Raw genomic sequence first — 21,515 nt, forward strand, 5'->3', positions numbered from 1 at the left:
CGGCTTATCGGCTTAGTTCAGCTCGACGCCATAGGCCTCTTTCAGCCAATTCAGGACATATTCCTTGGCATTGTCGTCGACATTGGTTGCCGTCTGCAGCGCCGACTTAGAACCGTCACCGACGAAAACCGGGTATTTCCCAACGCGCTTGGAAGAGATATCAGCAAAATCCCCGCGCTCAGTCACAGCCTGAAATGCGGCGGTATAAGCATCGACCACTTCCTGCGGTGTGTCGCCCGGCAGAAAGGCCAGTTTCTGTACCGGGAAACCAGCAACGAAGAAGGCTTTCCATGCGTCCCAGGCCTCGCCGCTGGTTTCACAACCATCAGTGGCCTCGCAAACCTCTTTAAAGGTCGGAATGTCCGGGAAGGTCGGGTCGCGGACGATGTTACCGTCAGCGTCCAGTGCGCCCCACGTCATCATTGGCACGGCCTGACCGGCCTCGACCAGCGGTGCCGAACCGCCCAGATACCCGGACGACGTCTGGTAGTCGATGTTGGCTTCACCGCGCTCAAACATCAGTCGGCCGTCGCCACGACCCTTGATGCCAAATACCGGCTCAACATTCATACCCAACATTTGCCATGCCAAAAGCGGCACGAGGTCCAGCCGGGTCGCGCCCTGCGAACCGTAAATGAAGTTGGTATCTTTCAGTGCATTTGCGGAACCATCAAACTTGGCGCCGTCCTCGGCGTTCAGATAAGCGACACCGCCGGTGCCGGACGCCATCACCGGAATCCAATCATTGTATTCATAGCGGACGCGCGGATCGCTCAGCAGATACGGGAACTGTGTCGAACCCGAGGTGCCGAACAGCAAAGTTCCATCATCGTGCGCCTGTTCCTGGAACCAGTTGGCACCTTTGGTCGAACCTGCGCCGGGCATGAACTTAACAACCACGGTTGGCTGTCCTGGCAGAGCCTCGGACAGAAGTGGTGCAAAGAAATTGGCCCATTTGGCCGAACCGCCCGTTTCCGAAAACGGGATGACCCATTCGATAGTCTTGCCTGAGAAGTCGACCTCGGCTGCGGCGGGTGCCGTGAGACCGGCGGCGGCAATCAGCCCCACGACGGCGCGACGGGTGAATTTGGAAATGGCCATTGGTTCCTCCCTGTTGACCAGACAACCATGCCAGCGACTGTCGCGCCACCATGATCGTAAATGAACTGTGGGGTTGATTCCCCCTCCCATCTGGCAATCATGGAGTGCCAACCTTGCGCGAAACTTGCAGGAGACCCGATGCGGATCGTCATCGTCGAGGATAATGAACCCCTTGCCAACGCAATTGCCTATCGTCTGCGAGACCGAGGACATGCAGCAGATGTACTGACCGACGGCGACGCAGCGAACCTGTATCTTGAACAGGAAAGCGCGGACTTGATCGTTCTGGACATCAACTTACCGGGCCGGTCCGGGCTGGAAATTCTGAAATCGCTGCGCAACCGTGGAGACAGTGCGCCCGTAATTCTGCTGACTGCACGCACTGAGACAAGCGACCGGGTGTCTGGCTTGGACATGGGGGCCGATGATTATCTGGTCAAACCCTTCGAAATGGACGAGTTGGAGGCACGCATCCGGGCGCTTTCACGCCGCAAACAGCTTGATTACGGAGCGCGGGAAAGCATCGGCAGCCTAGAGTTCGACCGCACTGCTCGTCAGGTCAGCGTTAAGGGTGAGGTGATGGATATTCCGCGACGGGAAATAGCGGTGCTGGAATGCCTGTTGGAGCGTCGGGGCAGGATCGTTCCCAAAAGCCAACTAACTGATTACGTCTATGGTGTAGGGGCGGATGTCGAGGTTTCGGCTGTTGAACCTCATGTGTCGCGACTGCGAAAGCGCCTTCAAAACCTAGGTATAAAGATTAAGACAGCCCGCGGTCTGGGGTATCTGCTTGAGGTGCAGAAGTGATTAACCACGGCTCGCTCAGGCTAAGGCTGTTCATTCTTATCCTGACACCTTTGGTGCTGCTTGCAGTGCTGCTTGGGTTTTGGCGTTTTATGGTTGCCCAGAAGACCGCTCAGGAGCTTTTTGACGACAGTCTACTCTCAGCTGGCCTGGCAATTTCGCGTGATGTGGCGATTTCGGGCGGTGATGCTTTGTCGCCCACCACACGCAGTCTGATCCGCGACGCATCGGGCGGTGAGATCTTCTATCATGTGACTGGCCCCGGCGGCATTTACGTGACGGGTTATGCCTACCCTCCGGCATCCGCGAACTCGTCGGTGCAAGAGGTGTACAAGCCACAGTTTTTCGAAGCGATCTACCGCGATGAACCGGTGCGCGTTTTAAAGATGACAGAACGTGTGACCTTGGAAAATCTTGTTGGTGATGCGACGGTCACGGTTTGGCAACGGATGGCGGATCGCAACGCATTTGCCAATGAACTGTCCATTCGCGCCGGAATTGTCATGGGCATCCTGCTGGCCACCTTGGCTGTTGTGGTATGGTTCGGCGTGGCGCGTGGCCTGAGACCATTGCTGGATTTGCAGGACGCAATCGACCTTCGTTCGCCAGATGACTTAAGTGAGATTAAGCGTCCTGTCCCGGACGAAGTGCAAGGTGTTGTAAAGACCTTGAACCGGCTCTTTGGGCAGGTCGAACACAGCATCAACGCCCATCAGGTTTTCATATCCGAAGCAGCTCATCAGTTGCGGAATCCGGCGGCCGCAGTCCAGTCGATGGCCGAGGCGCTTCGGGATGCGAAAACGGATGAAGACCGAGAAAAACGCATCCACGAGCTTGTGTCAGCCGCAAAGAACTCGGCAACGGTGGCCGAACAACTGTTGTCACTTGAAAGGCTCAGGCAACCGACGCACCAGGATCAAATGGATGAGATTGATTTCCGCTTGGTTGTGGAAGAAGCCTGTGCCGAGATGGGTGTTCACATCCTGGCGAAGGGTATCGAGTTTGACGTTACGATGCCCGAGGCGGCGATCATGGTGTCCGGTGATCGGGTGTTTTTAACTGAGGCCCTGAAGAACCTTTTGGACAACGCAGTAAAGCACGGCGGCACCAAGTTGAGCCGAATTTCTGTTGTGCTGCAGCGTGACGAAGGCGCGGTCAGTGTAACCGTAGCGGATGACGGAGCGGGCCTTTCGCCCGATCAAAGCGAAGCGGCCTTCAGTCGGTTTTCGCAACTGGACTATTCCGAAGGCAGCGGGTTGGGGTTGTCAATCGTTTCAGCCGTGGCTCAACGGCATGGGGGATCGGTGTCGATCAACCAAGTCGAAAAAGGAGCAAGCATCACGCTTGAGCTTCCAATCGCCCTTTAAAACGGACGAATCCGTATGCTGAGCCGTGAAACCGCGCATCTAAATGTATGGCGGCGTGTTATTGCCGCTCGCTCTTCGCGGATAGGCATAGCATGGCTCAATCCACGGATTTGAAAAGAATTTCCGGGATTTCCCCTTTGAACTCGGGTAATTTTGACCCATCTCGGCGACACATTTTCCAAAGGAGAGACACATGTCGCGTACTATCATATTGGCCGTGGTCATCATTGCCGCTGGCGCAGGAATTTATTTTTACACGACCCAACCAGACCCCACACCCGCCGAACAATTGCAATCGGCGGCAGAGGACGCTTCTGAGGCTGTTAGCGAAGCGGCAAGCTCTGTGACCGAGCAAGCCAGTGAGGCCGCGTCCTCCATCTCGGAACAGGCCTCAGATGCGGCTGAACAAGCAGGGCAAACAGCCACGGATCTGGCTGATCAGGCCAGTGATCAAGTTGCCGCCTTGGCAACTCAGGGCCAGGATCTACTAAATTCATGGATTGAAGACGGCACACTGACCCTTGATAATTTTGACTATGACACGTTGGTCGCCTCGGTTCAGGAAAGCGATCTGGCGCAGAACCTTAAAACACAAGCCATCCAAATTCTGGACGATATCAAAGCATCGCCTGAAACGATCGCGACAAAGATCCAAGAACTCAGCAATCTGCTGTCAGGACAGTGAAACTTGGCGGGCTGCCATTCGGGGCAGCCCGTCCTCTTTTGGCGTAATCATTATTCCAATCACGTCATCTTGCGTGTCGATTGGTCTTCCACATTGCATTTGATTGGTTGCGATCCAGCAGAACGCAACTCAAATTCTTTAATGCTGCGCCGCTCATTCGGAAGGAACGTCCATGACTACCTTGCCCGCGACCATGTTCGCAACCGTTCTGACACAAGACGGATATTCCGGTGAAGCCACTGGCCCTTATATCGACAGCGCCGGGGATTGGTTGGCCGAGGTGGAACTGCCCGTACCCGAGCCCGGTCCCGGACAAGTTCTGATCAAACTACGTGCGGCCTCGGTCAATCCGTCCGACATCCACTTCATCAAAGGTGAATATGGGCAGCCGCGCGTCAAAGGTGCCCCGGCTGGATTCGAAGGGTGTGGAGATGTCGTCGCAACCGGTTCTGGTGCCGAAGCATTGCGCGGTCAGCGGGTTTCCTTTGTCACTGCGGGTTCCGGCGCGTGGGCAGAATACGTACTGGCCCCGGCGATAATGTGCATTTCGCTGCGCCCCGAGATTTCCGACGAGGATGGTGCAGCTCAGATCGTGAATCCTCTTACAGCAATGGCAATGGTCGACATCGCGTGCACAACTGGAGAGGCGTTTGTCGTTTCGGCAGCGACCAGTCAGTTGGGCAAACTGATGTGTGGCCTCGGACGCGATCTCGGCTTGAAACCGATTGCCTTGGTCCGCCGGGCAGAAACCGTGGGCACCCTAATGGAACTTGGCGCATCGGACGTGTTAGTGACCACCGATCCAGATGTTGTTATAAAATTCGCTAACCTTAGCAAGGGTTTGAAACCCCGTGTTTTTCTAGATGCGGTGGCCGACCAACTGTCCGAGCAGATTTTCTGTTCTATGCCCAACCATGCCCGCTGGATCTGCTACGGAAAGCTCAGCCCCGACCTACCGACTTTAACACAGGCTGGTCAGCTCATCTTTATGGGAAAACAGATTGAAGGGTTCTGGTTGACCAATTGGATTACATCCACGCCACCCGCTGATCAGGCGCGGGTTGTGGCGGAAGTTCAGGCCCGTTTCGCTGACGGACGATGGAAAACCGACATTTCAAAACGGCTCACCTTAAAAGATGTGGTGTCAAGCTTGGCGAACGCTCTGACAAAGAGAGACGGAAAGGTAATCATCACTCCTTAGCGAAACGACGCTCTGGTTAAGGGAATCTCCTCGGTTCGTTTTGCGTGTCGTTCTTGCTGTGACAGTGGGCGTGATTGGCCAGAACGGTGCCGTTGATCGGTGTGCTAAAGTTCGTTTGCCAACTTCGGGAACAATCAATTTATCTCTAAAAAACTATTTATTACCAATAAGGTATACAACTTTTTTGAGCCAATATGATTTGGGCGGTCGCTTGTACCTTTTAGGTGGAATTTCAGAGGCACTGCCACAGCTTGCACCATCACGAAACTGTTATAATTTTACAGCATGGCCACGACTCGAATCGACAATCTGGTAAGGCTCAAAAACTCTGAGGTGATTGCTCAGGGTAATCGGCAGTTTGTCTACATGCACCCGGGTACGTCAGACGCGCTTCTAAAAATACCGCAGCCTGACACAATGGATGGTCAGGATGGTCTATTAGGGGATACTTGGTTCGATCGAACGTTTCGGCGATCTACTGTATTCAAAGGTTTCCTGCGCGAGTTTCACGAATCCTTTGACCTTATGGTGCGTTACCAGCACAGGGATGAGGCTATTCCTGTTTGCGAGGTCCGGGGTGTTGTGCAAACCGATATCGGCCTTGCCCTCGTCTATGAACGAATTTCCGAACCCGACGGGCAGTTGTCGCCCAGCCTGAAGGAATTGGCCAAAAGCGGACGCATTACGCGAGAACACTTAAATTCTCTGCACAAACACTTCGATATGTTGATCGAAGAACAGGTCCTTATCAGCAACAAGAATACCGGCAATATTGTCTATCAAACGTTTTCTGACGGGTCTGGCCGCTGGGTGTGGATAGACAGTTTTGGTAGCAAGCAGATGATCCCCGTTCGCCGCTGGTTTCGGTCTTTGAACCGGCGCAAGATCAATCAGATCAGAGAGAAATTTACGACCGTTGCCGAGAACGCTTTGCTCTCGAAGTCAGAGCGTTAGTCAACAAACCTCTCTTTGGCCAAAGAAACTACTCACTGGGTATCGGTCAAATATTGATTGCCCAAAAGAAAACGGTCGCAATTTCTTGCGACCGTTTGAAATTTGTATATTGCAGCGATTAACGCTTGGAGAACTGGAACGAACGACGCGCTTTGCGCTTACCGTATTTCTTACGTTCCACAACGCGGCTATCGCGGGTCAGGAAGCCAGCGGCTTTCAGTGCGCCACGCAGCGACGGATCGTACAGTTGCAGCGCTTTCGAGATGCCGTGCTTGACCGCACCGGCCTGACCGGTCAGGCCACCGCCTTTGACGGTTGCGACAACGTCGAACTCACCTTCTACACCAGCAACCTGGAACGGCTGGCGCAGGATCAGCTGCAGAACGGGACGAGCAAAGTACTTGTCCTGATCCTTGCCGTTTACGGTGACCTTGCCGGAACCCGGCTTGATCCAAACGCGGGCAACAGCGTCTTTACGCTTACCGGTGGCGTAGGAGCGGCCCAGCTCGTCACGCACGGGTTCACGCACGATGACTTCTTCGGCCACGGTTTCAACGCCTGCGACGGCGCTCAGCTCTTCGAGAGTATTGATCTGATCAGCCATCGGTCATTAGCTCCGGGTGTTTTTCTTGTTCATGGACTTAACGTCCAGAACTTCGGGCGCTTGCGCCTCGTGGGGATGCTCGGCACCGGCGTAAACGCGCAGGTTGGTCATAACCTGACGCGACAGGCGGTTGCCCGGCAGCATACGCTTGACCGCTTGGGTCACGACGCGCTCGGGGTGTGCACCCTCGAGGATCTGCTGCTTGGTGCGCGACTTGATGCCGCCCGGGTGGCCAGTGTGCCAGTAGAAGTTTTCTTCGCGCTTCTTACCGGTCATCTGGATTTTGTCAGCGTTGATCACGATGACGTTGTCGCCCATGTCCATATTCGGGGTGAACGACGCTTTGTGCTTGCCACGCAGGCGCATGGCGACGATCGAGGCAAGACGGCCCAGAACAACGCCCTCGGCGTCGATCAGGATCCATTTCTTGTCGATGTCTGCAGGTGTTGCAGAAAAGGTTTTCATGGCAGGATAGTCCTGTTTGATGTGAAAGACCGCCCCAAATCAGAGCGGCCCGAATTCGATGGAGCGTATTTAGAGGCCCCTGCAGCGCAGGTCAACAACACTAATCTCTTTTAAATATAGTAATATCAATGCATTATAAAATAGGTATTATTTTACCCCACGATTAAGCCCCTTTACCCCTGCCCCGCCTCGCTCGCTATACTGAATAAGCAAGTCGACTCAAGGAGCGTGAATACTATGGAGTGGCAACAAACCATCGCTGACTACGGCGCATCCTGGCAAGAGACGGACCCGGATAAGCGCCTTGTGCTTTTGACAAAGTGCTTTGCTGAAAACGGCCGCTATGTCGACCCGACTGCCGAAGTGAATGGCCGCGTGAACCTGTGCGATCACATTGGCGAAGTTCTACAGAGTTCTGGTGGACGTGTTGAACTGACAAGCGAACCGTCCAACCATCACGATGTTGTCCATTTCACTTGGCACATGGTTAGTCCAGAAGGCAGTATCGTTGTGTCTGGTCACGATTTTGTTCGTTTGGATGCCGGGGGTAAAATATCCGATTTGGCGGGTTTCTTTGGTGATCCGACCCCACTGAATTGAACGATTAAACACTGATCTGTTCCGGCGGATTGTCCAGCAGACGCCGCAACCTGTGCATCGCATCCTCAAACCGCTCCAGGGACACATGCCCGTTCATGGCTATACGAACCGCATTTGGGGCCCGTCCGTCCCGCAGAGCGAACTCATCGGCAGACCGAAGCTGTATCCCCTCTCGTTCAGCCGCACGGCTGAAGGCTGCGGCGCGCCAACCCGAAGGCAAGTTCAGCCACACAAAAGGCACATCCGGTGCCCAGTTCAAATCGAACCCGCCCAAGGCGTTGACCGCAACGCGAACATATTCACCCATTCGAACCCGCACGTCCCTTGCAATCTGCAGCGTACGAGGATCAGACAGCAGCAACCTGGTCAATTCCGCCAACGGCTGCGCCAAACCAAAGTACCCGTATTCCGCCGAACGCCGCAGGTCGACGCTCCGCTCACGCGGGGCAATGGCAAACCCAACACGCAGCGCAGGTGTCAGAGTTTTCGAGATTGAAGATACATGCCACCCCCGTTCCGGTGCCAAAGCACGAAAGCTGGGTTCACGAGCGTCTCCCATGCGATAACAATCATCCTCGATGATCTGAAGGTCAAAGCGCCGGGCCACATCGACAATTTCTTTCCGACGTTCAAGCGGTGTATGCGCGCCGGTCGGATTCTGTACCTCTGGTGAAACGCAGATGGCTTGTGCTGGTGTCTGGCGCAGGACATGTTCCATCGCGGACGGATCGACGCCCCACTTATCCATTTTCACGCCAACCACATCAGCGCGCATCAATTCCCCGGCCCGGCGGAACCCGGCATAGGAAAGGTCTTCGACCAGAACGACCGGTTTTGGCCCCCGCAGGATTGTTTGAAACACAAGGCACAGCCCATTTTGCCCCCCATGCGTCAGCACAATATCGTCATGCGACAATGCACCCAAAGGTAGGTCAGACAGCCACTCTACCACCGCCTGCCGCATGGGTTGATAGGAGTCGCGGGTCGGGTAGTTCAAAAATAGGCCCGGATCAGCCTGGGCCACTTTTTGCAGGCACTCCCGTATTAGCGAGACCTGCCCAACATCCGCCAATCGTGGGCTGAAAAGACTGACATTGGCATTGTACTTGTTGTCTTGCAAATGCAGTTGGCGGGCCCAGACATCATCCAGGATTGGCGATTTGGGCGGGGCGACAAATGTACCACGTCCGACCTCGGCGTGTAACAATCCCTCATCCGTCAAAATCGTATAAGCCCGCGCAACTGTGCCCGGCGTGATTTGTAACCGATACGCCAATTCACGCACTGGGGGCAGCTTTGTCCCGACCTCCAGCAATTTGTTATCAATCGCTTTTCTGATTGTATCAGCGACCAGAGTATATTTCGGCCCCTTGGATTTTGGTAGCGATTCCGGCCAAATTGTATCCATTACAATTCTTCCTTTGATTTTGGCACAATCCTGAATGTATCAAGCACATATACCGAACACTTTAACTTTGTGTCAATACAATTTGAAAGGATACCCTGATGACACGCTCGACGCACAACCCCGCCCTCTTGCTGCTGAACGACAGCCCCCGGCTGCCGCTGATCGCCGCGCTGGCCGTGCGGTTTGCGGCGACGGTCACGAAATGGGAACGTCAACGCCGTAGCCGGCTCAATCTGTCCAAGCTGGATGACAGGCTTCTTAAGGATGTCGGTCTGACAAGATATCAGGCTCGTCAGGAATTCACCCGCCCATTCTGGCAGGGTTGAGTTTTCCCCAGTCCCTTGATGGGACCTCTTCCTGGCCGGGCTTCGCCCGGCCTTTTTTATCCGAAGGCCGCCGCGGCCGATCCTTCGGGAGGTAATGAATAGGTCATCGTGGCGCGCGCGACGGGTTTGTCCGACCCTTCTGAAAACATCAGCACATCCCCAACAGCCAGACTGCGGCCCAGCTTTAGCAGTCGACATCGGGCAATAATATCTTTGCCGCCCTCGGGTTTTCTTAGAAAATCCAAGGAGCTGTTCGTGGTAACGGCCAAAGATTGGCGTCCCTTGCGCGCCAGGATCATCGCATAGACACTAACATCCGCCAGCCCGAACATGGATGGCCCTGAAACTGTACCGCCAGGGCGCAGATGGCGATCTTCGACAACCAAACGCATCTCGATCGAGTCCTCATCCAGCTTTTCCACGACGAAATCCCGATGTACCTGTGGGAAGATTTGCCGCAGGTATTCCATCAGGTCTTCCCGGCTCATGGCCAATGACATGCTTCCCCTCCTCGACTTGCCGACCTAGAGTTGGCCCAACATCGCTACGGAGGGCAAGATGGCAATTTTGGAACGTAACGACACAGGCGCAGTCGCCACACTGACAATGAACGCGCCCGATCGTCTGAACGCCCTGAGCGACGAAATGCTGGCTGCCCTGCAATCCGAGTTCGACAGCCTGCGCGATGACAGCGCGATTCGGGCGGTTATCCTGCGCGGTGAAGGCAAAGCGTTCTGTGCGGGTCATGATCTGAAACAGATGACAGCCGGACGTCAGGCCGAGGACGGCGGCAAAGCTTATTTCCAGGGCTTGTTCACCAGATGCACCCAGATGATGCTGTCAATCCGGTCCCTGCCCCAACCGGTCATCGCACAGGTCCACGGTATCGCCACCGCTGCGGGATGCCAGTTGGTCGCCACCTGCGATCTGGCCGTCGCGGCTGAAGGTACGCGGTTTGGCGTGAACGGTGTGAATATCGGTTTGTTCTGCTCGACACCGATGGTTGCCCTCAGCCGGAACATCTCGCGCAAGCGCGCGTTCGAGATGCTGACGACTGGCGACTTTATCTCGGCCGAAACCGCAGCCGAGCTGGGTCTGATCAATCGCGTCGTGCCCGAAATGCTGTTGGAGCATGAAACCGTGTCGCTTGCCGATCAGCTTGCGGCTAAACTGGGTTCGGCTGTGAAAATCGGCAAACAGGCCTTCTACAAGCAGCTGGAAATGCCTCTGGAGCAGGCCTATGACTATACCGGAGACGTAATGGCGCAGAATATGCTGCATCGCGATACCGAAGAAGGCATATCCGCATTTATCGAAAAAAGGCCGCCGAACTGGCACCAATAAAGCGATTATTGTCAACAATTTTTACGATTGTTCGTAATTTTGCACTTCCCAAAAGGGCGACACTGTGGCAATGCTGGGACAGGGCTATGGCTCTAGATACACTTTTTGGGTCGCCGTGGGCGGAAGGTCCCTCCAAGCTGGTTTCTCTCACCGGCGTCGACATTCCCGCAGCGGCGACCCCAAAATTCCCTTAAATTCTTAAACTAAGCGGCCTGTGTTGCGTTGCACGGTTCACTGTCCTATGTGGCAGCGCATGACACAAAAACTGCATATCGTGGGCGGCGGCATGGCCGGGTCCGAGGCCGCCTGGCAGGCGGCGGAAATGGGCGTAGATGTGGTGATCCACGAAATGCGACCCAAAGTAGGCACCTTTGCGCACCAAACTGGCAATCTGGCCGAGATGGTGTGTTCGAACTCATTCCGCTCAGACGATGATGAACAGAACGCCGTTGGCTTGCTGCATTGGGAAATGCGCGCCGCGAACGGCCTGATCATGACAACGGCGGACGCGCACCGGCTGCCCGCGGGTGGTGCGCTTGCTGTAGACCGCGATCCTTTTGCCGAGGCGGTTACCGCCAAACTGCAGGCCCATCCGCGTATCGAGGTTACAGGGGAAGAAGTCACTGCCCTGCCCGATGACGGCCACTGGATCTTTGCCACTGGTCCTTTGACATCGGCAACATTGGGTGACTCCATCCGAACCGAAACGGGTGCAGAGTCCCTGGCATTTTTCGACGCCATTGCCCCGATTGTCTATGCCGACAGCATCGATATGAGCAAAGCCTGGATGCAATCGCGCTATGACAAAGGCGAGACCGAGGAAGAACGCACCGCCTATCTGAACTGCCCAATGGACCGCGATCAGTATGAGGCATTTATCGACGCTCTGCTGGCCGCTGACAAAACTGAGTTTCACGAAGGCGAAACGGCGGGGTATTTCGACGGCTGCCTTCCGATCGAGGTGATGTCAGAGCGTGGTCGCGAAACGCTGCGCCACGGCCCGATGAAGCCGGTCGGCCTTACTAATCCTCATCAGCCTGACGTCAAACCGCATGCGGTGGTGCAACTGCGCCGCGACAATGCCCTTGGCACGCTGTTCAATATCGTCGGCTTTCAAACCAAGATGAAATATGGCGCGCAGACCGAAGTGTTCCGTATGATCCCCGGTCTGGAAAACGCCAGCTTTGCGCGGTTGGGCGGTATTCACCGCAATACGTTTATCAACTCTCCGACGCTTTTGGATGCGCAGATGCGGTTGAAATCGAAACCAAATATCCGTTTTGCGGGGCAGATCACCGGGGTCGAGGGTTATGTCGAAAGCGCGGCGATGGGCCTGTTGGCCGGTCGTCTGGCCGCGGCCGAGATTCTGGGCCGGACCCTGCCCGAGGTTCCGCAGGACAGCGCCATGGGCGCCCTGATCCACCACATCACCGGCGGGGCCGAGGCCAAGACTTTTCAGCCCATGAACGTCAATTTCGGCTTATTCCGACCAGTCGACGGGCTAAAAGGCGGTCGGCGCGGTCGCAAGGACCGCTACAAAGCTTATACGGATCGCGCCAAGGCCGAGTGGACTAACTGGCTGGAGCAGTGTTGACTGGACGCTGTTGGCTCATGCAGCGTAGTATCCGTGTATGAGCGATAAGTACCTCAAAGACGTCTATAATCTGGACACCCCGCAAGAGACGCATGCGCACTATCAAAAATGGGCGTCCTCCTATGATGCCGAGGTTGGCGCGCATGGCTATGCGACCCCCGGGCGGGTGGCCGAGGCGTTATGGTCAAGACTGCCCGAGCCGCAAACACCGATCCTGGATTATGGCTGTGGCACCGGATTGTCCGGTGTAGCCTTGCGTGCGGCGGGTTTCGAAGTGATTGACGGCGTTGATCCAACTCCGAAGATGCTAGAAGGCGCTCTGGCCAAGGGGGTCTATAGAAGTCTTTCAACCTTTGAGATCACCAATCCCGATCCGTTGGATCAAGGAGCCTACAAGGCGATCACCGCAATCGGTGTCATTGGGGTTGGCGCAGCACCGCCCGAGGTTTTCGATATGCTGATGCGCGCGCTTCCCGAAGGTGGCCTGCTTGGCTTTTCCTTTAATGATCATGCGCTTGAGGACGTCTCTTACACTTCACGCTTGAATGATTGGCTTGATATGGGGGCAGCTCGTTTGCTGTTTCGGGAATACGGTCCACACCTACCAGGAATGGACCTTAAGTCAGACGTATATATCGTTGAAAAAGCGTGATATTTAAAACCCGATTTGCGCCATCTCCCACAGGTCCGTTGCATCTGGGACATGCGTATTCAGCGATGCTCGCCCATGATCTGGCCGGGTCTGAAGACGGTCAATTCCTGCTGCGGATCGAGGATATCGACCAATCTCGATCGCGCCCCCACTGGGAAGAACAAATTTATGATGACCTGCGGTGGCTTGAGCTGTGGTGGCCTGAACCCATAATGCGTCAGTCCGACCGGTTGGCAGTATATGACAGAGCATTGGATGACTTGTGGTCGCGGGGCCTGCTTTATCCCTGCACCTGCAACCGCAAAGATATCGCCGCTGCGGCCAGTGCCCCACAAGAAGGTGCACCGTTGCACGGGCCTGATGGGATCATCTACCCTGGGACGTGCCGTGGCAAACGTCGAGACACACAACGTCCCACGGACATTCCTTTGAGATTGGATATGGCCGCTGCAGGCCGCGTGCTTACGGGTTCGGCCCAACCCGGTGCAAAAGTCGGCGCATTTCACGAATCCGGCGCGGGACCAAATGGAGAGACGGGCACCATCCCGTTTTCTTTAGGCGAGCTGACAGACACAATCGGCGACGTTGTCCTGTCGCGACGCGATATGGGAACGTCCTATCACTTGTCAGTGGTCTTGGACGACGCCGCACAGGGTATTACCCATGTTGTACGCGGCCAGGACTTGTTCGAAGCGACCCGTATTCATGTTGTGCTGCAAGCGTTGCTGGGTCTACCGACACCACAGTACTTTCATCACCGGTTGATCCGCGACGATGTTGGAAAACGTTTGGCCAAGCGTGACGACGCACGGGCGATCTCGAAATACCGGGCCGAGGGGGCGTCGCCAGCAGATATCCGGGCGATGGTTGGACTGTGAACCGGTCACTCCATGGGTGACATCAGCTCGACCTCGTCGCCGCCTCGTACCGCGGTATAGAAACAGGTCCGGCGATTTGTATGGCACGCAGCACCGGTTTGACGCACTAGAACCAGCATACAATCGCGGTCACAATCAAAGCGGAAATCCACCAATTCCTGCACATGGCCCGAGGTTTCGCCCTTGATCCAAAACGACTGACGCGACCGCGACCAATATGTGACGCGCCCGGTTTCCAACGTCTTCTCAATGGCTTGAATATTCATCCAGGCCATCATCAACACTTCACCCGAGCTTGCATCCTGAGCGATGGCAGGGATCAGCCCGGCCTCATTAAACTTCAGCGAGGACGGATCAAACGCGACGGTGGCAGACATGAGAAAAACCTTTTGCATCCCGGTAGATGCTCACTATGTATGGGGAACAGACAACGAGGGAAAGCCATGTCCGGCGAGAACGACCTGATAAAGCTCTATTCCGGCCGCATTCTGGCGCTGGCTGCGGATATTCCGCATCTGGACCGGCTCGAGAATCCTGATGCTACGGTGAAAAAACGCTCACCCCTGTGCGGATCGACGGTGACCGTTGATGTGAAGATACAGGACGGCAAGATCTCGGAGTTCGGGCAGGACGTCAAAGCCTGTGCCTTGGGCCAGGCTTCGGCCTCAGTCGTGGGCAGTGCCATCATTGGGGCGACTCGGGCGCAGGTGGAAACTGCACGCGATCAATTGGCCGCCATGTTGAAGAAAGACGGGCCCGTACCTGATGCACCATTTGATGGGCTCGAAGTTCTGATCCCTGCGCGGGACTACAAGAACCGCCACGCATCGATACTGCTGGCCCTTGAGGCCACCGCCGAAGCGATGCGGCAAGCTGAACAGGCAAATTGCGCATAACATTGGAATTTTTGCGGGCAATCCGGTTTAATCACCCCGCATGATTTCGGGGGGATTGGATGGAAAAATTGCTTGAACACTTTGTTACACTCTGGGTCGTAATTGACCCGATTGGCACAATCCCTGTTTTCATAGCCGTCACAGCGGGCCTGACTGCAGCGGCCCGTCGCAAAACCGCCCTGCTCGCCGCGCTGGTCAGCGCTGGTGTCCTTCTGTTCTTTTTGATTTTCGGCCAATTGCTGATCGAGGCGCTGGATATCGGGCTGAATTCGTTTCAGGTCGCTGGTGGTATCATCCTGTTCCTTTTCGCGCTGACAATGATCTTTGGCGAAAGCAAACAAGTCGTCGAGCAGCATGAAGCTGAAGAGGAAATGGAGATTTCCGCCAACAAACCCAATCCGGCGATTTTCCCGTTGGCAGTGCCATCCCTGGCGTCACCCGGTGCTATGCTGGCAATTGTCATTCTGACCGACAATAACCGTTACAGCGCCGCGGATCAGGGTATTACGGCGCTGGTCATGCTGTCCGTTATTCTGATTTCGTTTGTTCTGATGCTGCTGGCGGACCCGATAATCCGTGTCATCCGTTCTTCGGGTGCTGCGATTATCAGCCGGGTCATGGGAATGATCTTGGCTTCGGTCGCAGTGAATTCCGTTCTGTCCGCGCTTCTTGAGATCATGAAAACCGGGCAGTTATAAGAAAAAACCGCCGCACCTTCCGGGCGGAAAGGGCGGCGGCAGGTTGTGCGTGTCTCGCGTGGGGTCCGGATAGCCGCACGGGGCCGAGGCAGGCCCCTCAAGGGAATTGGGACAGGCAGGTCACCCTTGACTGAAATGGGGATGACAGCGCGGTATAATCGGCACGAGATCGCAGGCAGAAAGGCTTAGAACGCTCCGGGCAGGTGCAGGGCAACCATTAGCATGACCACCAAAGACACGGCCCCTACAGCATCCTGCAAAATCGTCGATTGCGAGCGGCTCAGGGCAGTCTTGATCTGGGTCAGCATGGTCTCACCTCCGGTCGAGATTTAATCCTTTGTTGACCTTTTGTTCTCATATTTTGTTGAGTCGGTAAAGAACTTTTTGAGAACATTTGTGAACTTAGTGGAACAAAATTTCTAACCTACTGAAATCAAACGGATTGCCTGATCCTGTTTCATAAACCACAGCAGAACACGTGCCGCCTGCCCCCGGTCCGATTTCAAACGGGGATCAGCAGACAGTAACGCACGGGCATCAGTCTGCGCTGTTGCCATCAACCCAGCCTGACGTTCCAGGTCCGCGATCCGAAATTTCGGCAACCCGGATTGCGCTGTCCCGATCAAATCACCTGCGCCACGCATCTGCAGATCAGTTTCTGAAATACGAAACCCGTCTTCGGTTTCGCGCAGCACTTCTAATCGTTTCCGCCCGCTTTCACTGAGCGGAGGCTGATACATCAGCAGGCAGGTTGAATCCGCCTCACCACGCCCAACGCGTCCGCGCAACTGGTGCAGTTGCGCAAGCCCAAAAATCTCAGCTCGCTCTATGACCATGATCGAGGCGTTTGGCACGTTGACCCCAACCTCGATCACGGTTGTGGCGACCAGTACCTTGGTTTGCCCGTCCTGAAAGGCCTTCATGGCAGCATCTTTATCGACCGATGGCATCTGGCCATGCACCAACCCGACCACTCCTTCGCCCAGAATGGCGCGCAATCGCTTGAATCGTTCCTCAGCTGCCGTAAGGTCCGAAACTTCGGATTCGTCGACCAACGGACAGACCCAGTAACACTGACGTCCTTCATCAATCGCTCGACGTAGGTGCGAAACGACATCGTCCATGCGATCTGTGCTGATGATGGCAGTCTTGATGGGTTTTCGTCCCGGCGGTTTTTCGTCCAGCACCGAAACGTCCATATCGCCATATTGCGCCAAGGCCAGACTGCGAGGGATCGGAGTGGCGGTCATCACCAGCACATCCGCGCCCTGCCCTTTTTCCGATAACTCCATTCGTTGCCGAACACCGAACCGGTGCTGTTCATCGACAATCGCAAGCCGGAGCGCCCTAAATTCAACATCGCTTTGAAATACCGCGTGAGTTCCGACCAGGATTTGAATATCGCCATTCTTCAGCGCCGCCAGCTTTGCACGTCGTTCCGCGCCCTTGTCCCGGCCAGTGAGGATTTCCAGCACGACCCCAGCCTCTTCGGCCAACGGGCGCAATCCCTCCAGATGTTGCCGGGCCAGAATTTCGGTAGGCGCCATCATGACGCCCTGGCCTTTGGCCTCGACCGCGATGAGCAAGGCCATAAAGGCCACCAGCGTCTTGCCCGCACCCACGTCGCCCTGCAATAACCGGTTCATACGCGCGTCCGAAGCCATATCGCCAGCGATGTCGTCAATGGCCCGCAACTGCGCTTTGGTAGGTTGATATGGCAGGCCGGCAAGAACCTTGGCCTGCAAAGCACCCGTTCCGGCACTGACCAGACCCCGCGCTTTCCGCTCTCGCTGACGGGCCAAGGCCAACGTCAATTGATGCGCAAACAACTCATCATAGGCCAGACGTTCCCGTGCCGGAGCATGAGCAGCCACATCATCTGCCCCCTGCGGGTTATGCGCAGCTGCAATTGCAGTGGCCCAGGCTGACCACCCTTGCTTAGCCACCAGGGAGGGATCGATCCATTCAGCCAATTCCGGGGCCCGCGCCAACGCGCTGCGGGCAGCCTTATAGGCCGTTTTCTGTGTGATCCCCTGTGTCAGATGATACACCGGTTCAAAATCCGGAATTTCCTGCGCCTCTTCCACAGGCACCATATGATCCGGGTGGACCATCTGCGCCATGCCATCGAACAGTTCGAGCTTGCCCGAAATCACCCGCCGTGAACCTTCCGGCAAAATACGCTTCAGGTAGTCACCGCGCGCGTGAAAGAACACCAACTGGAAATCTGCCTGGCTATCCTCGACATGCACCCGGTAAGCGCCGCCCTTATTGCGGGCGGGCCGGTGCGTACCAACAGTCACTTCAACTGTCAGTGTGGTCGGCAGGTCAACACCCTGAATCGTATCGCGCCGACGGCGGTCAATGACGGCATATGGCAGGCTGAACAGCACATCGCGCGGCGACTCCGTCCCCGCTTGGGTCAAGACCTGAGCTGTCTTCGGCCCAACCCCATCCAAAGTTTCCAACCCCGCGAACAGCGGAAACAGGCTTTCCGGGCGCCCGCTCATGCAGTTCCGATCAGCTGCAACCAGCCATCCTCATCCAATGTTTCAATACCCAGTTCGGCAGCTTTCTTTGCCTTGGAGCCAGCACCGGGGCCGGCAACCAGAATATCGGTTTTCTTGCTGACCGAACCCGAGACTTTAGCCCCTAATGCCTCGGCGCGGGCCTTGGCCTCAGCGCGAGTCATCTTTTCCAGCGTGCCCGTGAAGACGACTGTTTTGCCTGCGACCGGACTGCCGGCTGTGTCGGGGCGTTTCGCCTCTTGTATGTCCAGCTGGGCGACCAGCGCATCAATGCTGGCGCGCTCGGCCTTTTGCGCGAAGGCTGATATGAGGGCGCGGGCCATAACCTCGCCGACGCCATCCACGCCCAACAAGTCGTCCCATTCGGGGCCTTCGAACCCCGCCGCAGAGGTAATGGCGCGTTCAAAGTCACCCCAGTTTCCATAATGTGTCGCGATCAGGTTCGACGCGGCCTCACCCAAATGGCGGATGCCCAGTGCAAACAGTAGCCGACCAAAGGGAATTTTTCGTTTTTCATCGATGGCCTCCCACAGGTTACCCGCACTTTGCGCCCCCCAGCCTTTGCGATTGGCCAGTTTGTTCAGGTTTGCCGCATCGCGTGTCTGCAGGGTGAAAATATCGACCGGCGTTCTAACTGGCAGATCCGGGTCATCGTAAAACATCTCGATCTGCTTGGCGCCCAAACCTTCGATGTCGAAGGCCTTGCGAGAAACGAAGTGCTTCAGCTTTTCAACCGCCTGTGCCGGACAAATTACACCCCCGGTACAGCGGCGCACTGCGTCGCCCTCTTCGCGGACCGCGTCGCTGTTGCATTGGGGGCAGGTCTTGGGGAACTGAAACGGCTCTGCCCCTTCGGGTCGTTTCGAGATATCGACATCGGCCAGTTTCGGGATCACATCACCAGCGCGGTATACCTGCACCCAATCACCGACCCGAATATCCTTGCCGTCGCGGATAGTACCACCTTTGGCGTCACGACCCGCAATGTAATCTTCGTTGTGCAAAGTGGCATTCGACACGACCACACCACCCACCGTGACCGGGTGCAACCGGGCAACCGGGCTGAGCGCCCCAGTGCGGCCAACCTGAATGTCGATCGCTTCAAGTCGGGTCCAAGCCAGTTCTGCTGGAAACTTGTGCGCAATCGCCCAGCGGGGGGTTGTGGAGCGAAACCCCAGACGCCCCTGCAAGGACAGATCGTTCACTTTGTAGACGACGCCGTCGATATCATAACCCAAGGTGGATCGTTGGGCCTCGATTTCGCGGTAATGCGCCAGCATCTGATCTGTCGTTTCACACAGCTGGGTCAGGGAATTGGTGGCGAAACCAAGACCGCGCAACCGGTCGATCGCCTTCATTTGGGTTTCTGCCAACGGTTCGGACAGCTCACCCCAGGCATAGGCAAAGAACCGCAACGGACGGGCCCGCGTGACGGACGAATCCAATTGCCGCAAGGAGCCCGCTGCTGCGTTTCGTGGATTGGCGAAAGGCTTTTCTCCTGCCTCTTCCTGCCGCGCGTTCAGCTTTTCGAAGTCTTCATGCGACATGTAGACCTCGCCCCGAACTTCCAAAATGTCGGGCGCATTTTCCAAGGTTTGGGGAATATCTGAAATCGTCCGGGCATTTGGTGTGACATTTTCACCAACTTCGCCGTCTCCGCGGGTGGCCGCCTGAACCAATTTGCCCTTCTCATACCGCAAGGAAAGCGACAGACCGTCAATTTTAGGTTCAGCCGTGTAAGACAAAGGTTTAGATGCTTCCAACCCGAGGTACTTTCGGATTGAGCGGTCAAAATCCTGAACGTCTTCGTCATCAAACGCATTGCCCAGCGACATCATGCGAACAGCATGGGTGACTTTCGAAAAACCGTCAGACGGGCGAGCGCCGACTTGATCCGAGGGGCTGTCGGCGCGCTTTAGTTGCGGAAACCGCGTTTCAATTTCAGCATTTCGACGCTTGAGCGCATCATATTCGGCGTCAGATATCTCGGGGGCGTCTTCGCCGTGATACAGCATGTTTGCCCGCGCCAACTGTTCGGCCAATTGCGCCAACTCAGCGCGCGCGGCCTGTTCAGTCAGGTCAGATACCGGAATCAATTTGCTCATGGCCTCGCCCTGTCACTTAGTCTTGGACCTCAGTGATAGGGCGAGGTCATGGTCAGGTCCAGACGTGCTGTTCAGTGAGTGAAAGCGGTCGCCCCGGACCACGGGCGACCATGTTCAAATCAGGCCCCAACCGCCATCCGCGTTTCGTCAACACTGTTGCTTTGCGGATCACGCAGGACATAGCCCCTGCCCCAAACTGTCTCGATGTAATTTTCACCACTGGTGGCGTTGCTGAGTTTCTTACGCAGCTTGCAGATGAAAACGTCGATGATTTTCAGCTCGGGCTCGTCCATGCCGCCATAAAGATGGTTCAGGAACATCTCTTTGGTCAACGTGGTGCCCTTACGTAGGCTCAGCAGCTCAAGCATCTGATATTCCTTACCGGTCAGATGAACCGCCTTGCCTTCCACTTCGACCGTTTTGGCATCGAGGTTAACCGCAACGCGACCGGTCTGGATGATGGATTGCGAATGCCCTTTTGAGCGGCGGATGATGGCATGGATTCGGGCCACCAACTCCTCTCGATGGAAGGGCTTGGTCATATAATCGTCGGCACCGAACCCAAAACCTTTGATTTTGCTTTCCGTGTCGTCTGCGCCTGACAGGATCAGGATCGGTGTTTCCACCCGAGCGATGCGCAGTTGCCGCAGGACTTCATGCCCATTCATGTCCGGCAAATTCAAGTCCAGCAGGATCAGATCGTAGTCATAAAGCTTTGCAAGATCGATACCTTCCTCACCCAAATCCGTTGCATAGACGTTGAGGTTTGCGTGTGTCAGCATCAATTCAATGCTTTTGGACGTAGTCGGATCATCCTCGACAAGAAGTATACGCATTTACTGCTCCAATTCGGGTCAATTTACCAATTCAAATTGAGCCTGCTCAAAAATGGTTAATCTGACGTTACCGTTGAATCATTTATTCCCTTTCACCCTTAGGTTGTCGATATTTTTTTAACGCGGTCACCTTTAATGCGTCCGTGCCGTGTTCTGCGACGGCCGCAACCCAGGCGTTAAATTCCTCATCACTAAGGCCGTATCGCTTTTTGGCGTCTGACAGTGTGATCAGCCCATAAACCACTCCCCGCACGACGATTGCCTTGCGCGATGCGACCCAGCGTGTCGTATCCTTTGGCGGCAGATCGGCGCGCGATAAAACTGTTCCATCCGGTAAGGTTATGGATCTTGGCCCCTCAACTTTGTGCAAAAACATTTTATGACCCTCTTCGTGCTGCGACAAAGCTGACACCACCCTACTTAATGCTGAGTGAAACCGCCCCTTGAGAGTGTGTAGAATTTTCCTATA

Annotated in this window: 24 protein-coding genes; 13 read left to right on the forward strand and 11 right to left on the reverse strand. The window is 55.6% G+C overall.

Going from position 1 to position 21,515, the window contains the following annotated elements; genetic code table 11:
- Positions 1-12: 12 nt before the first annotated feature.
- Positions 13-1,101, reverse strand: a complete 1,089-nt coding sequence (locus tag ACR0AL_RS03215; RefSeq protein ID WP_170409817.1) for a type 2 periplasmic-binding domain-containing protein — start codon at positions 1,099-1,101, stop codon at positions 13-15.
- Positions 1,102-1,239: 138 nt separating this feature from the next.
- Between ACR0AL_RS03215 and ACR0AL_RS03220 the strand changes: the two genes are divergently transcribed.
- The 5 genes from ACR0AL_RS03220 (at position 1,240) to ACR0AL_RS03240 (ending at position 6,112) form a co-directional block, all read left to right on the forward strand.
- A complete protein-coding gene (locus ACR0AL_RS03220; RefSeq protein ID WP_170409815.1) occupies positions 1,240-1,908 on the forward strand; it encodes a response regulator transcription factor in 669 nt (222 codons plus the stop codon).
- Positions 1,905-3,272, forward strand: a complete 1,368-nt coding sequence (locus ACR0AL_RS03225; protein WP_368040130.1) for a sensor histidine kinase — start codon at positions 1,905-1,907, stop codon at positions 3,270-3,272. The genes ACR0AL_RS03220 and ACR0AL_RS03225 overlap by 4 nt, the downstream gene beginning before the upstream one ends.
- 193 nt (positions 3,273-3,465) lie before the next feature.
- Positions 3,466-3,957, forward strand: coding sequence for a hypothetical protein (locus ACR0AL_RS03230; protein WP_170348668.1), 492 nt, complete (start codon positions 3,466-3,468; stop codon positions 3,955-3,957).
- A 172-nt stretch (positions 3,958-4,129) separates the two neighbouring features.
- Positions 4,130-5,158 carry an alcohol dehydrogenase catalytic domain-containing protein gene (locus ACR0AL_RS03235; RefSeq protein WP_480661941.1) on the forward strand — a complete coding sequence of 343 codons (1,029 nt, stop codon included), beginning with the start codon at positions 4,130-4,132 and terminating at the stop codon, positions 5,156-5,158.
- 285 nt (positions 5,159-5,443) lie between these two features.
- Positions 5,444-6,112, forward strand: a complete 669-nt coding sequence (locus ACR0AL_RS03240) for a YrbL family protein (RefSeq protein WP_302477180.1) — start codon at positions 5,444-5,446, stop codon at positions 6,110-6,112.
- Between the two features lie 118 nt (positions 6,113-6,230).
- On the opposite strand, the gene rpsI is transcribed toward ACR0AL_RS03240, so the two are convergent.
- Positions 6,231-6,716 carry a 30S ribosomal protein S9 gene (gene rpsI / locus ACR0AL_RS03245; protein ID WP_039535473.1) on the reverse strand — a complete coding sequence of 162 codons (486 nt, stop codon included), beginning with the start codon at positions 6,714-6,716 and terminating at the stop codon, positions 6,231-6,233.
- A gap of 6 nt (positions 6,717-6,722) precedes the next feature.
- Positions 6,723-7,181 carry a 50S ribosomal protein L13 gene (gene rplM, locus ACR0AL_RS03250; RefSeq protein WP_170348665.1) on the reverse strand — a complete coding sequence of 153 codons (459 nt, stop codon included), beginning with the start codon at positions 7,179-7,181 and terminating at the stop codon, positions 6,723-6,725.
- A 237-nt stretch (positions 7,182-7,418) separates the two neighbouring features.
- Between rplM and ACR0AL_RS03255 the strand changes: the two genes are divergently transcribed.
- Positions 7,419-7,781 carry a nuclear transport factor 2 family protein gene (locus ACR0AL_RS03255; protein ID WP_480646609.1) on the forward strand — a complete coding sequence of 121 codons (363 nt, stop codon included), beginning with the start codon at positions 7,419-7,421 and terminating at the stop codon, positions 7,779-7,781.
- A gap of 4 nt (positions 7,782-7,785) precedes the next feature.
- On the opposite strand, the gene ACR0AL_RS03260 is transcribed toward ACR0AL_RS03255, so the two are convergent.
- On the reverse strand, positions 7,786-9,189 hold the full coding sequence (locus ACR0AL_RS03260; RefSeq protein ID WP_480661943.1) for an aminotransferase-like domain-containing protein: 1,404 nt from the start codon (positions 9,187-9,189) through the stop codon (positions 7,786-7,788).
- 98 nt (positions 9,190-9,287) lie between these two features.
- Here ACR0AL_RS03260 and ACR0AL_RS03265 point away from each other — a divergent pair, with 98 nt between their 5' ends.
- Entirely contained in the window at positions 9,288-9,515 is a 228-nt protein-coding gene (locus ACR0AL_RS03265; RefSeq protein WP_480661945.1) for a DUF1127 domain-containing protein, read from the forward strand.
- Between the two features lie 56 nt (positions 9,516-9,571).
- Here the strand turns inward: ACR0AL_RS03265 and ACR0AL_RS03270 are convergent, their stop codons facing one another.
- Positions 9,572-10,015, reverse strand: a complete 444-nt coding sequence (locus ACR0AL_RS03270) for a PaaI family thioesterase (RefSeq protein ID WP_170358407.1) — start codon at positions 10,013-10,015, stop codon at positions 9,572-9,574.
- A 58-nt stretch (positions 10,016-10,073) separates the two neighbouring features.
- Here ACR0AL_RS03270 and ACR0AL_RS03275 point away from each other — a divergent pair, with 58 nt between their 5' ends.
- From ACR0AL_RS03275 to gluQRS, 4 genes are all read left to right on the forward strand, one after another.
- On the forward strand, positions 10,074-10,859 hold the full coding sequence (locus tag ACR0AL_RS03275; RefSeq protein ID WP_480661947.1) for an enoyl-CoA hydratase: 786 nt from the start codon (positions 10,074-10,076) through the stop codon (positions 10,857-10,859).
- Between the two features lie 253 nt (positions 10,860-11,112).
- The gene (gene trmFO / locus ACR0AL_RS03280; RefSeq protein ID WP_170348659.1) at positions 11,113-12,453 is read left to right on the forward strand and encodes a methylenetetrahydrofolate--tRNA-(uracil(54)-C(5))-methyltransferase (FADH(2)-oxidizing) TrmFO; all 1,341 of its coding nucleotides are present in this window, start codon (positions 11,113-11,115) and stop codon (positions 12,451-12,453) included.
- 37 nt (positions 12,454-12,490) lie between these two features.
- Entirely contained in the window at positions 12,491-13,105 is a 615-nt protein-coding gene (locus tag ACR0AL_RS03285; protein WP_170348658.1) for a class I SAM-dependent DNA methyltransferase, read from the forward strand.
- Positions 13,102-13,983, forward strand: coding sequence for a tRNA glutamyl-Q(34) synthetase GluQRS (gene gluQRS / locus ACR0AL_RS03290; protein ID WP_170348657.1), 882 nt, complete (start codon positions 13,102-13,104; stop codon positions 13,981-13,983). Before ACR0AL_RS03285 ends, gluQRS begins: the two co-directional genes overlap by 4 nt.
- A 5-nt stretch (positions 13,984-13,988) precedes the next feature.
- Here the strand turns inward: gluQRS and hisI are convergent, their stop codons facing one another.
- Positions 13,989-14,378: a phosphoribosyl-AMP cyclohydrolase gene (gene hisI / locus ACR0AL_RS03295; protein ID WP_170348656.1), complete on the reverse strand. Its 390-nt coding sequence runs from the start codon at positions 14,376-14,378 to the stop codon at positions 13,989-13,991.
- Positions 14,379-14,426: 48 nt separating this feature from the next.
- On the opposite strand from hisI, the gene ACR0AL_RS03300 reads away from it, so the two are divergent.
- Together ACR0AL_RS03300 and ACR0AL_RS03305 are read left to right on the forward strand one after the other, a co-directional pair.
- Positions 14,427-14,879 (forward strand): iron-sulfur cluster assembly scaffold protein, encoded by a 453-nt coding sequence (locus ACR0AL_RS03300; protein WP_170393997.1) that lies wholly within the window; start codon positions 14,427-14,429, stop codon positions 14,877-14,879.
- Positions 14,880-14,938: 59 nt separating this feature from the next.
- The gene (locus ACR0AL_RS03305) at positions 14,939-15,577 is read left to right on the forward strand and encodes a MarC family protein (RefSeq protein WP_170348654.1); all 639 of its coding nucleotides are present in this window, start codon (positions 14,939-14,941) and stop codon (positions 15,575-15,577) included.
- Positions 15,578-15,762: 185 nt separating this feature from the next.
- Here the strand turns inward: ACR0AL_RS03305 and ACR0AL_RS03310 are convergent, their stop codons facing one another.
- The 5 genes from ACR0AL_RS03310 to sciP all read right to left on the reverse strand — a co-directional run bounded on the left by ACR0AL_RS03310 (position 15,763) and on the right by sciP (position 21,422).
- Positions 15,763-15,885 (reverse strand): hypothetical protein, encoded by a 123-nt coding sequence (locus tag ACR0AL_RS03310; RefSeq protein WP_264187059.1) that lies wholly within the window; start codon positions 15,883-15,885, stop codon positions 15,763-15,765.
- Between the two features lie 111 nt (positions 15,886-15,996).
- Entirely contained in the window at positions 15,997-18,087 is a 2,091-nt protein-coding gene (gene recG / locus ACR0AL_RS03315) for an ATP-dependent DNA helicase RecG (protein WP_480661949.1), read from the reverse strand.
- The gene (gene ligA, locus ACR0AL_RS03320; RefSeq protein WP_480661951.1) at positions 18,084-20,210 is read right to left on the reverse strand and encodes an NAD-dependent DNA ligase LigA; all 2,127 of its coding nucleotides are present in this window, start codon (positions 20,208-20,210) and stop codon (positions 18,084-18,086) included. The genes recG and ligA overlap by 4 nt, the downstream gene beginning before the upstream one ends.
- A gap of 119 nt (positions 20,211-20,329) precedes the next feature.
- Positions 20,330-21,046 carry a response regulator transcription factor CtrA gene (ctrA, locus tag ACR0AL_RS03325; RefSeq protein WP_170348651.1) on the reverse strand — a complete coding sequence of 239 codons (717 nt, stop codon included), beginning with the start codon at positions 21,044-21,046 and terminating at the stop codon, positions 20,330-20,332.
- A gap of 82 nt (positions 21,047-21,128) precedes the next feature.
- Positions 21,129-21,422 carry a CtrA inhibitor SciP gene (gene sciP / locus ACR0AL_RS03330; protein WP_170358393.1) on the reverse strand — a complete coding sequence of 98 codons (294 nt, stop codon included), beginning with the start codon at positions 21,420-21,422 and terminating at the stop codon, positions 21,129-21,131.
- Positions 21,423-21,515 lie beyond the last annotated feature (93 nt).

The organism is Ruegeria sp. BB1 (genome assembly GCF_056539465.1).

What these genes read in the sequence shown, in the direction of transcription:
- ACR0AL_RS03215 (WP_170409817.1), bottom strand. Translation starts at nt 1,101, where the DNA reads ATGGCCATTTCCAAATTCACCCGTCGCGCCGTCGTGGGGCTGATTGCC.
- ACR0AL_RS03220 (WP_170409815.1), top strand. Translation starts at nt 1,240, where the DNA reads ATGCGGATCGTCATCGTCGAGGATAATGAACCCCTTGCCAACGCAATT.
- ACR0AL_RS03230 (WP_170348668.1), top strand. Translation starts at nt 3,466, where the DNA reads ATGTCGCGTACTATCATATTGGCCGTGGTCATCATTGCCGCTGGCGCA.
- ACR0AL_RS03235 (WP_480661941.1), top strand. Translation starts at nt 4,130, where the DNA reads ATGACTACCTTGCCCGCGACCATGTTCGCAACCGTTCTGACACAAGAC.
- ACR0AL_RS03240 (WP_302477180.1), top strand. Translation starts at nt 5,444, where the DNA reads ATGGCCACGACTCGAATCGACAATCTGGTAAGGCTCAAAAACTCTGAG.
- rpsI (WP_039535473.1), bottom strand. Translation starts at nt 6,716, where the DNA reads ATGGCTGATCAGATCAATACTCTCGAAGAGCTGAGCGCCGTCGCAGGC.
- rplM (WP_170348665.1), bottom strand. Translation starts at nt 7,181, where the DNA reads ATGAAAACCTTTTCTGCAACACCTGCAGACATCGACAAGAAATGGATC.
- ACR0AL_RS03255 (WP_480646609.1), top strand. Translation starts at nt 7,419, where the DNA reads ATGGAGTGGCAACAAACCATCGCTGACTACGGCGCATCCTGGCAAGAG.
- ACR0AL_RS03260 (WP_480661943.1), bottom strand. Translation starts at nt 9,189, where the DNA reads ATGGATACAATTTGGCCGGAATCGCTACCAAAATCCAAGGGGCCGAAA.
- ACR0AL_RS03265 (WP_480661945.1), top strand. Translation starts at nt 9,288, where the DNA reads ATGACACGCTCGACGCACAACCCCGCCCTCTTGCTGCTGAACGACAGC.
- ACR0AL_RS03270 (WP_170358407.1), bottom strand. Translation starts at nt 10,015, where the DNA reads ATGTCATTGGCCATGAGCCGGGAAGACCTGATGGAATACCTGCGGCAA.
- ACR0AL_RS03275 (WP_480661947.1), top strand. Translation starts at nt 10,074, where the DNA reads ATGGCAATTTTGGAACGTAACGACACAGGCGCAGTCGCCACACTGACA.
- trmFO (WP_170348659.1), top strand. Translation starts at nt 11,113, where the DNA reads ATGACACAAAAACTGCATATCGTGGGCGGCGGCATGGCCGGGTCCGAG.
- ACR0AL_RS03285 (WP_170348658.1), top strand. Translation starts at nt 12,491, where the DNA reads ATGAGCGATAAGTACCTCAAAGACGTCTATAATCTGGACACCCCGCAA.
- hisI (WP_170348656.1), bottom strand. Translation starts at nt 14,378, where the DNA reads ATGCAAAAGGTTTTTCTCATGTCTGCCACCGTCGCGTTTGATCCGTCC.
- ACR0AL_RS03300 (WP_170393997.1), top strand. Translation starts at nt 14,427, where the DNA reads ATGTCCGGCGAGAACGACCTGATAAAGCTCTATTCCGGCCGCATTCTG.
- ACR0AL_RS03305 (WP_170348654.1), top strand. Translation starts at nt 14,939, where the DNA reads ATGGAAAAATTGCTTGAACACTTTGTTACACTCTGGGTCGTAATTGAC.
- ACR0AL_RS03310 (WP_264187059.1), bottom strand. Translation starts at nt 15,885, where the DNA reads ATGCTGACCCAGATCAAGACTGCCCTGAGCCGCTCGCAATCGACGATT.
- recG (WP_480661949.1), bottom strand. Translation starts at nt 18,087, where the DNA reads ATGAGCGGGCGCCCGGAAAGCCTGTTTCCGCTGTTCGCGGGGTTGGAA.
- ligA (WP_480661951.1), bottom strand. Translation starts at nt 20,210, where the DNA reads ATGAGCAAATTGATTCCGGTATCTGACCTGACTGAACAGGCCGCGCGC.
- ctrA (WP_170348651.1), bottom strand. Translation starts at nt 21,046, where the DNA reads ATGCGTATACTTCTTGTCGAGGATGATCCGACTACGTCCAAAAGCATT.
- sciP (WP_170358393.1), bottom strand. Translation starts at nt 21,422, where the DNA reads ATGTTTTTGCACAAAGTTGAGGGGCCAAGATCCATAACCTTACCGGAT.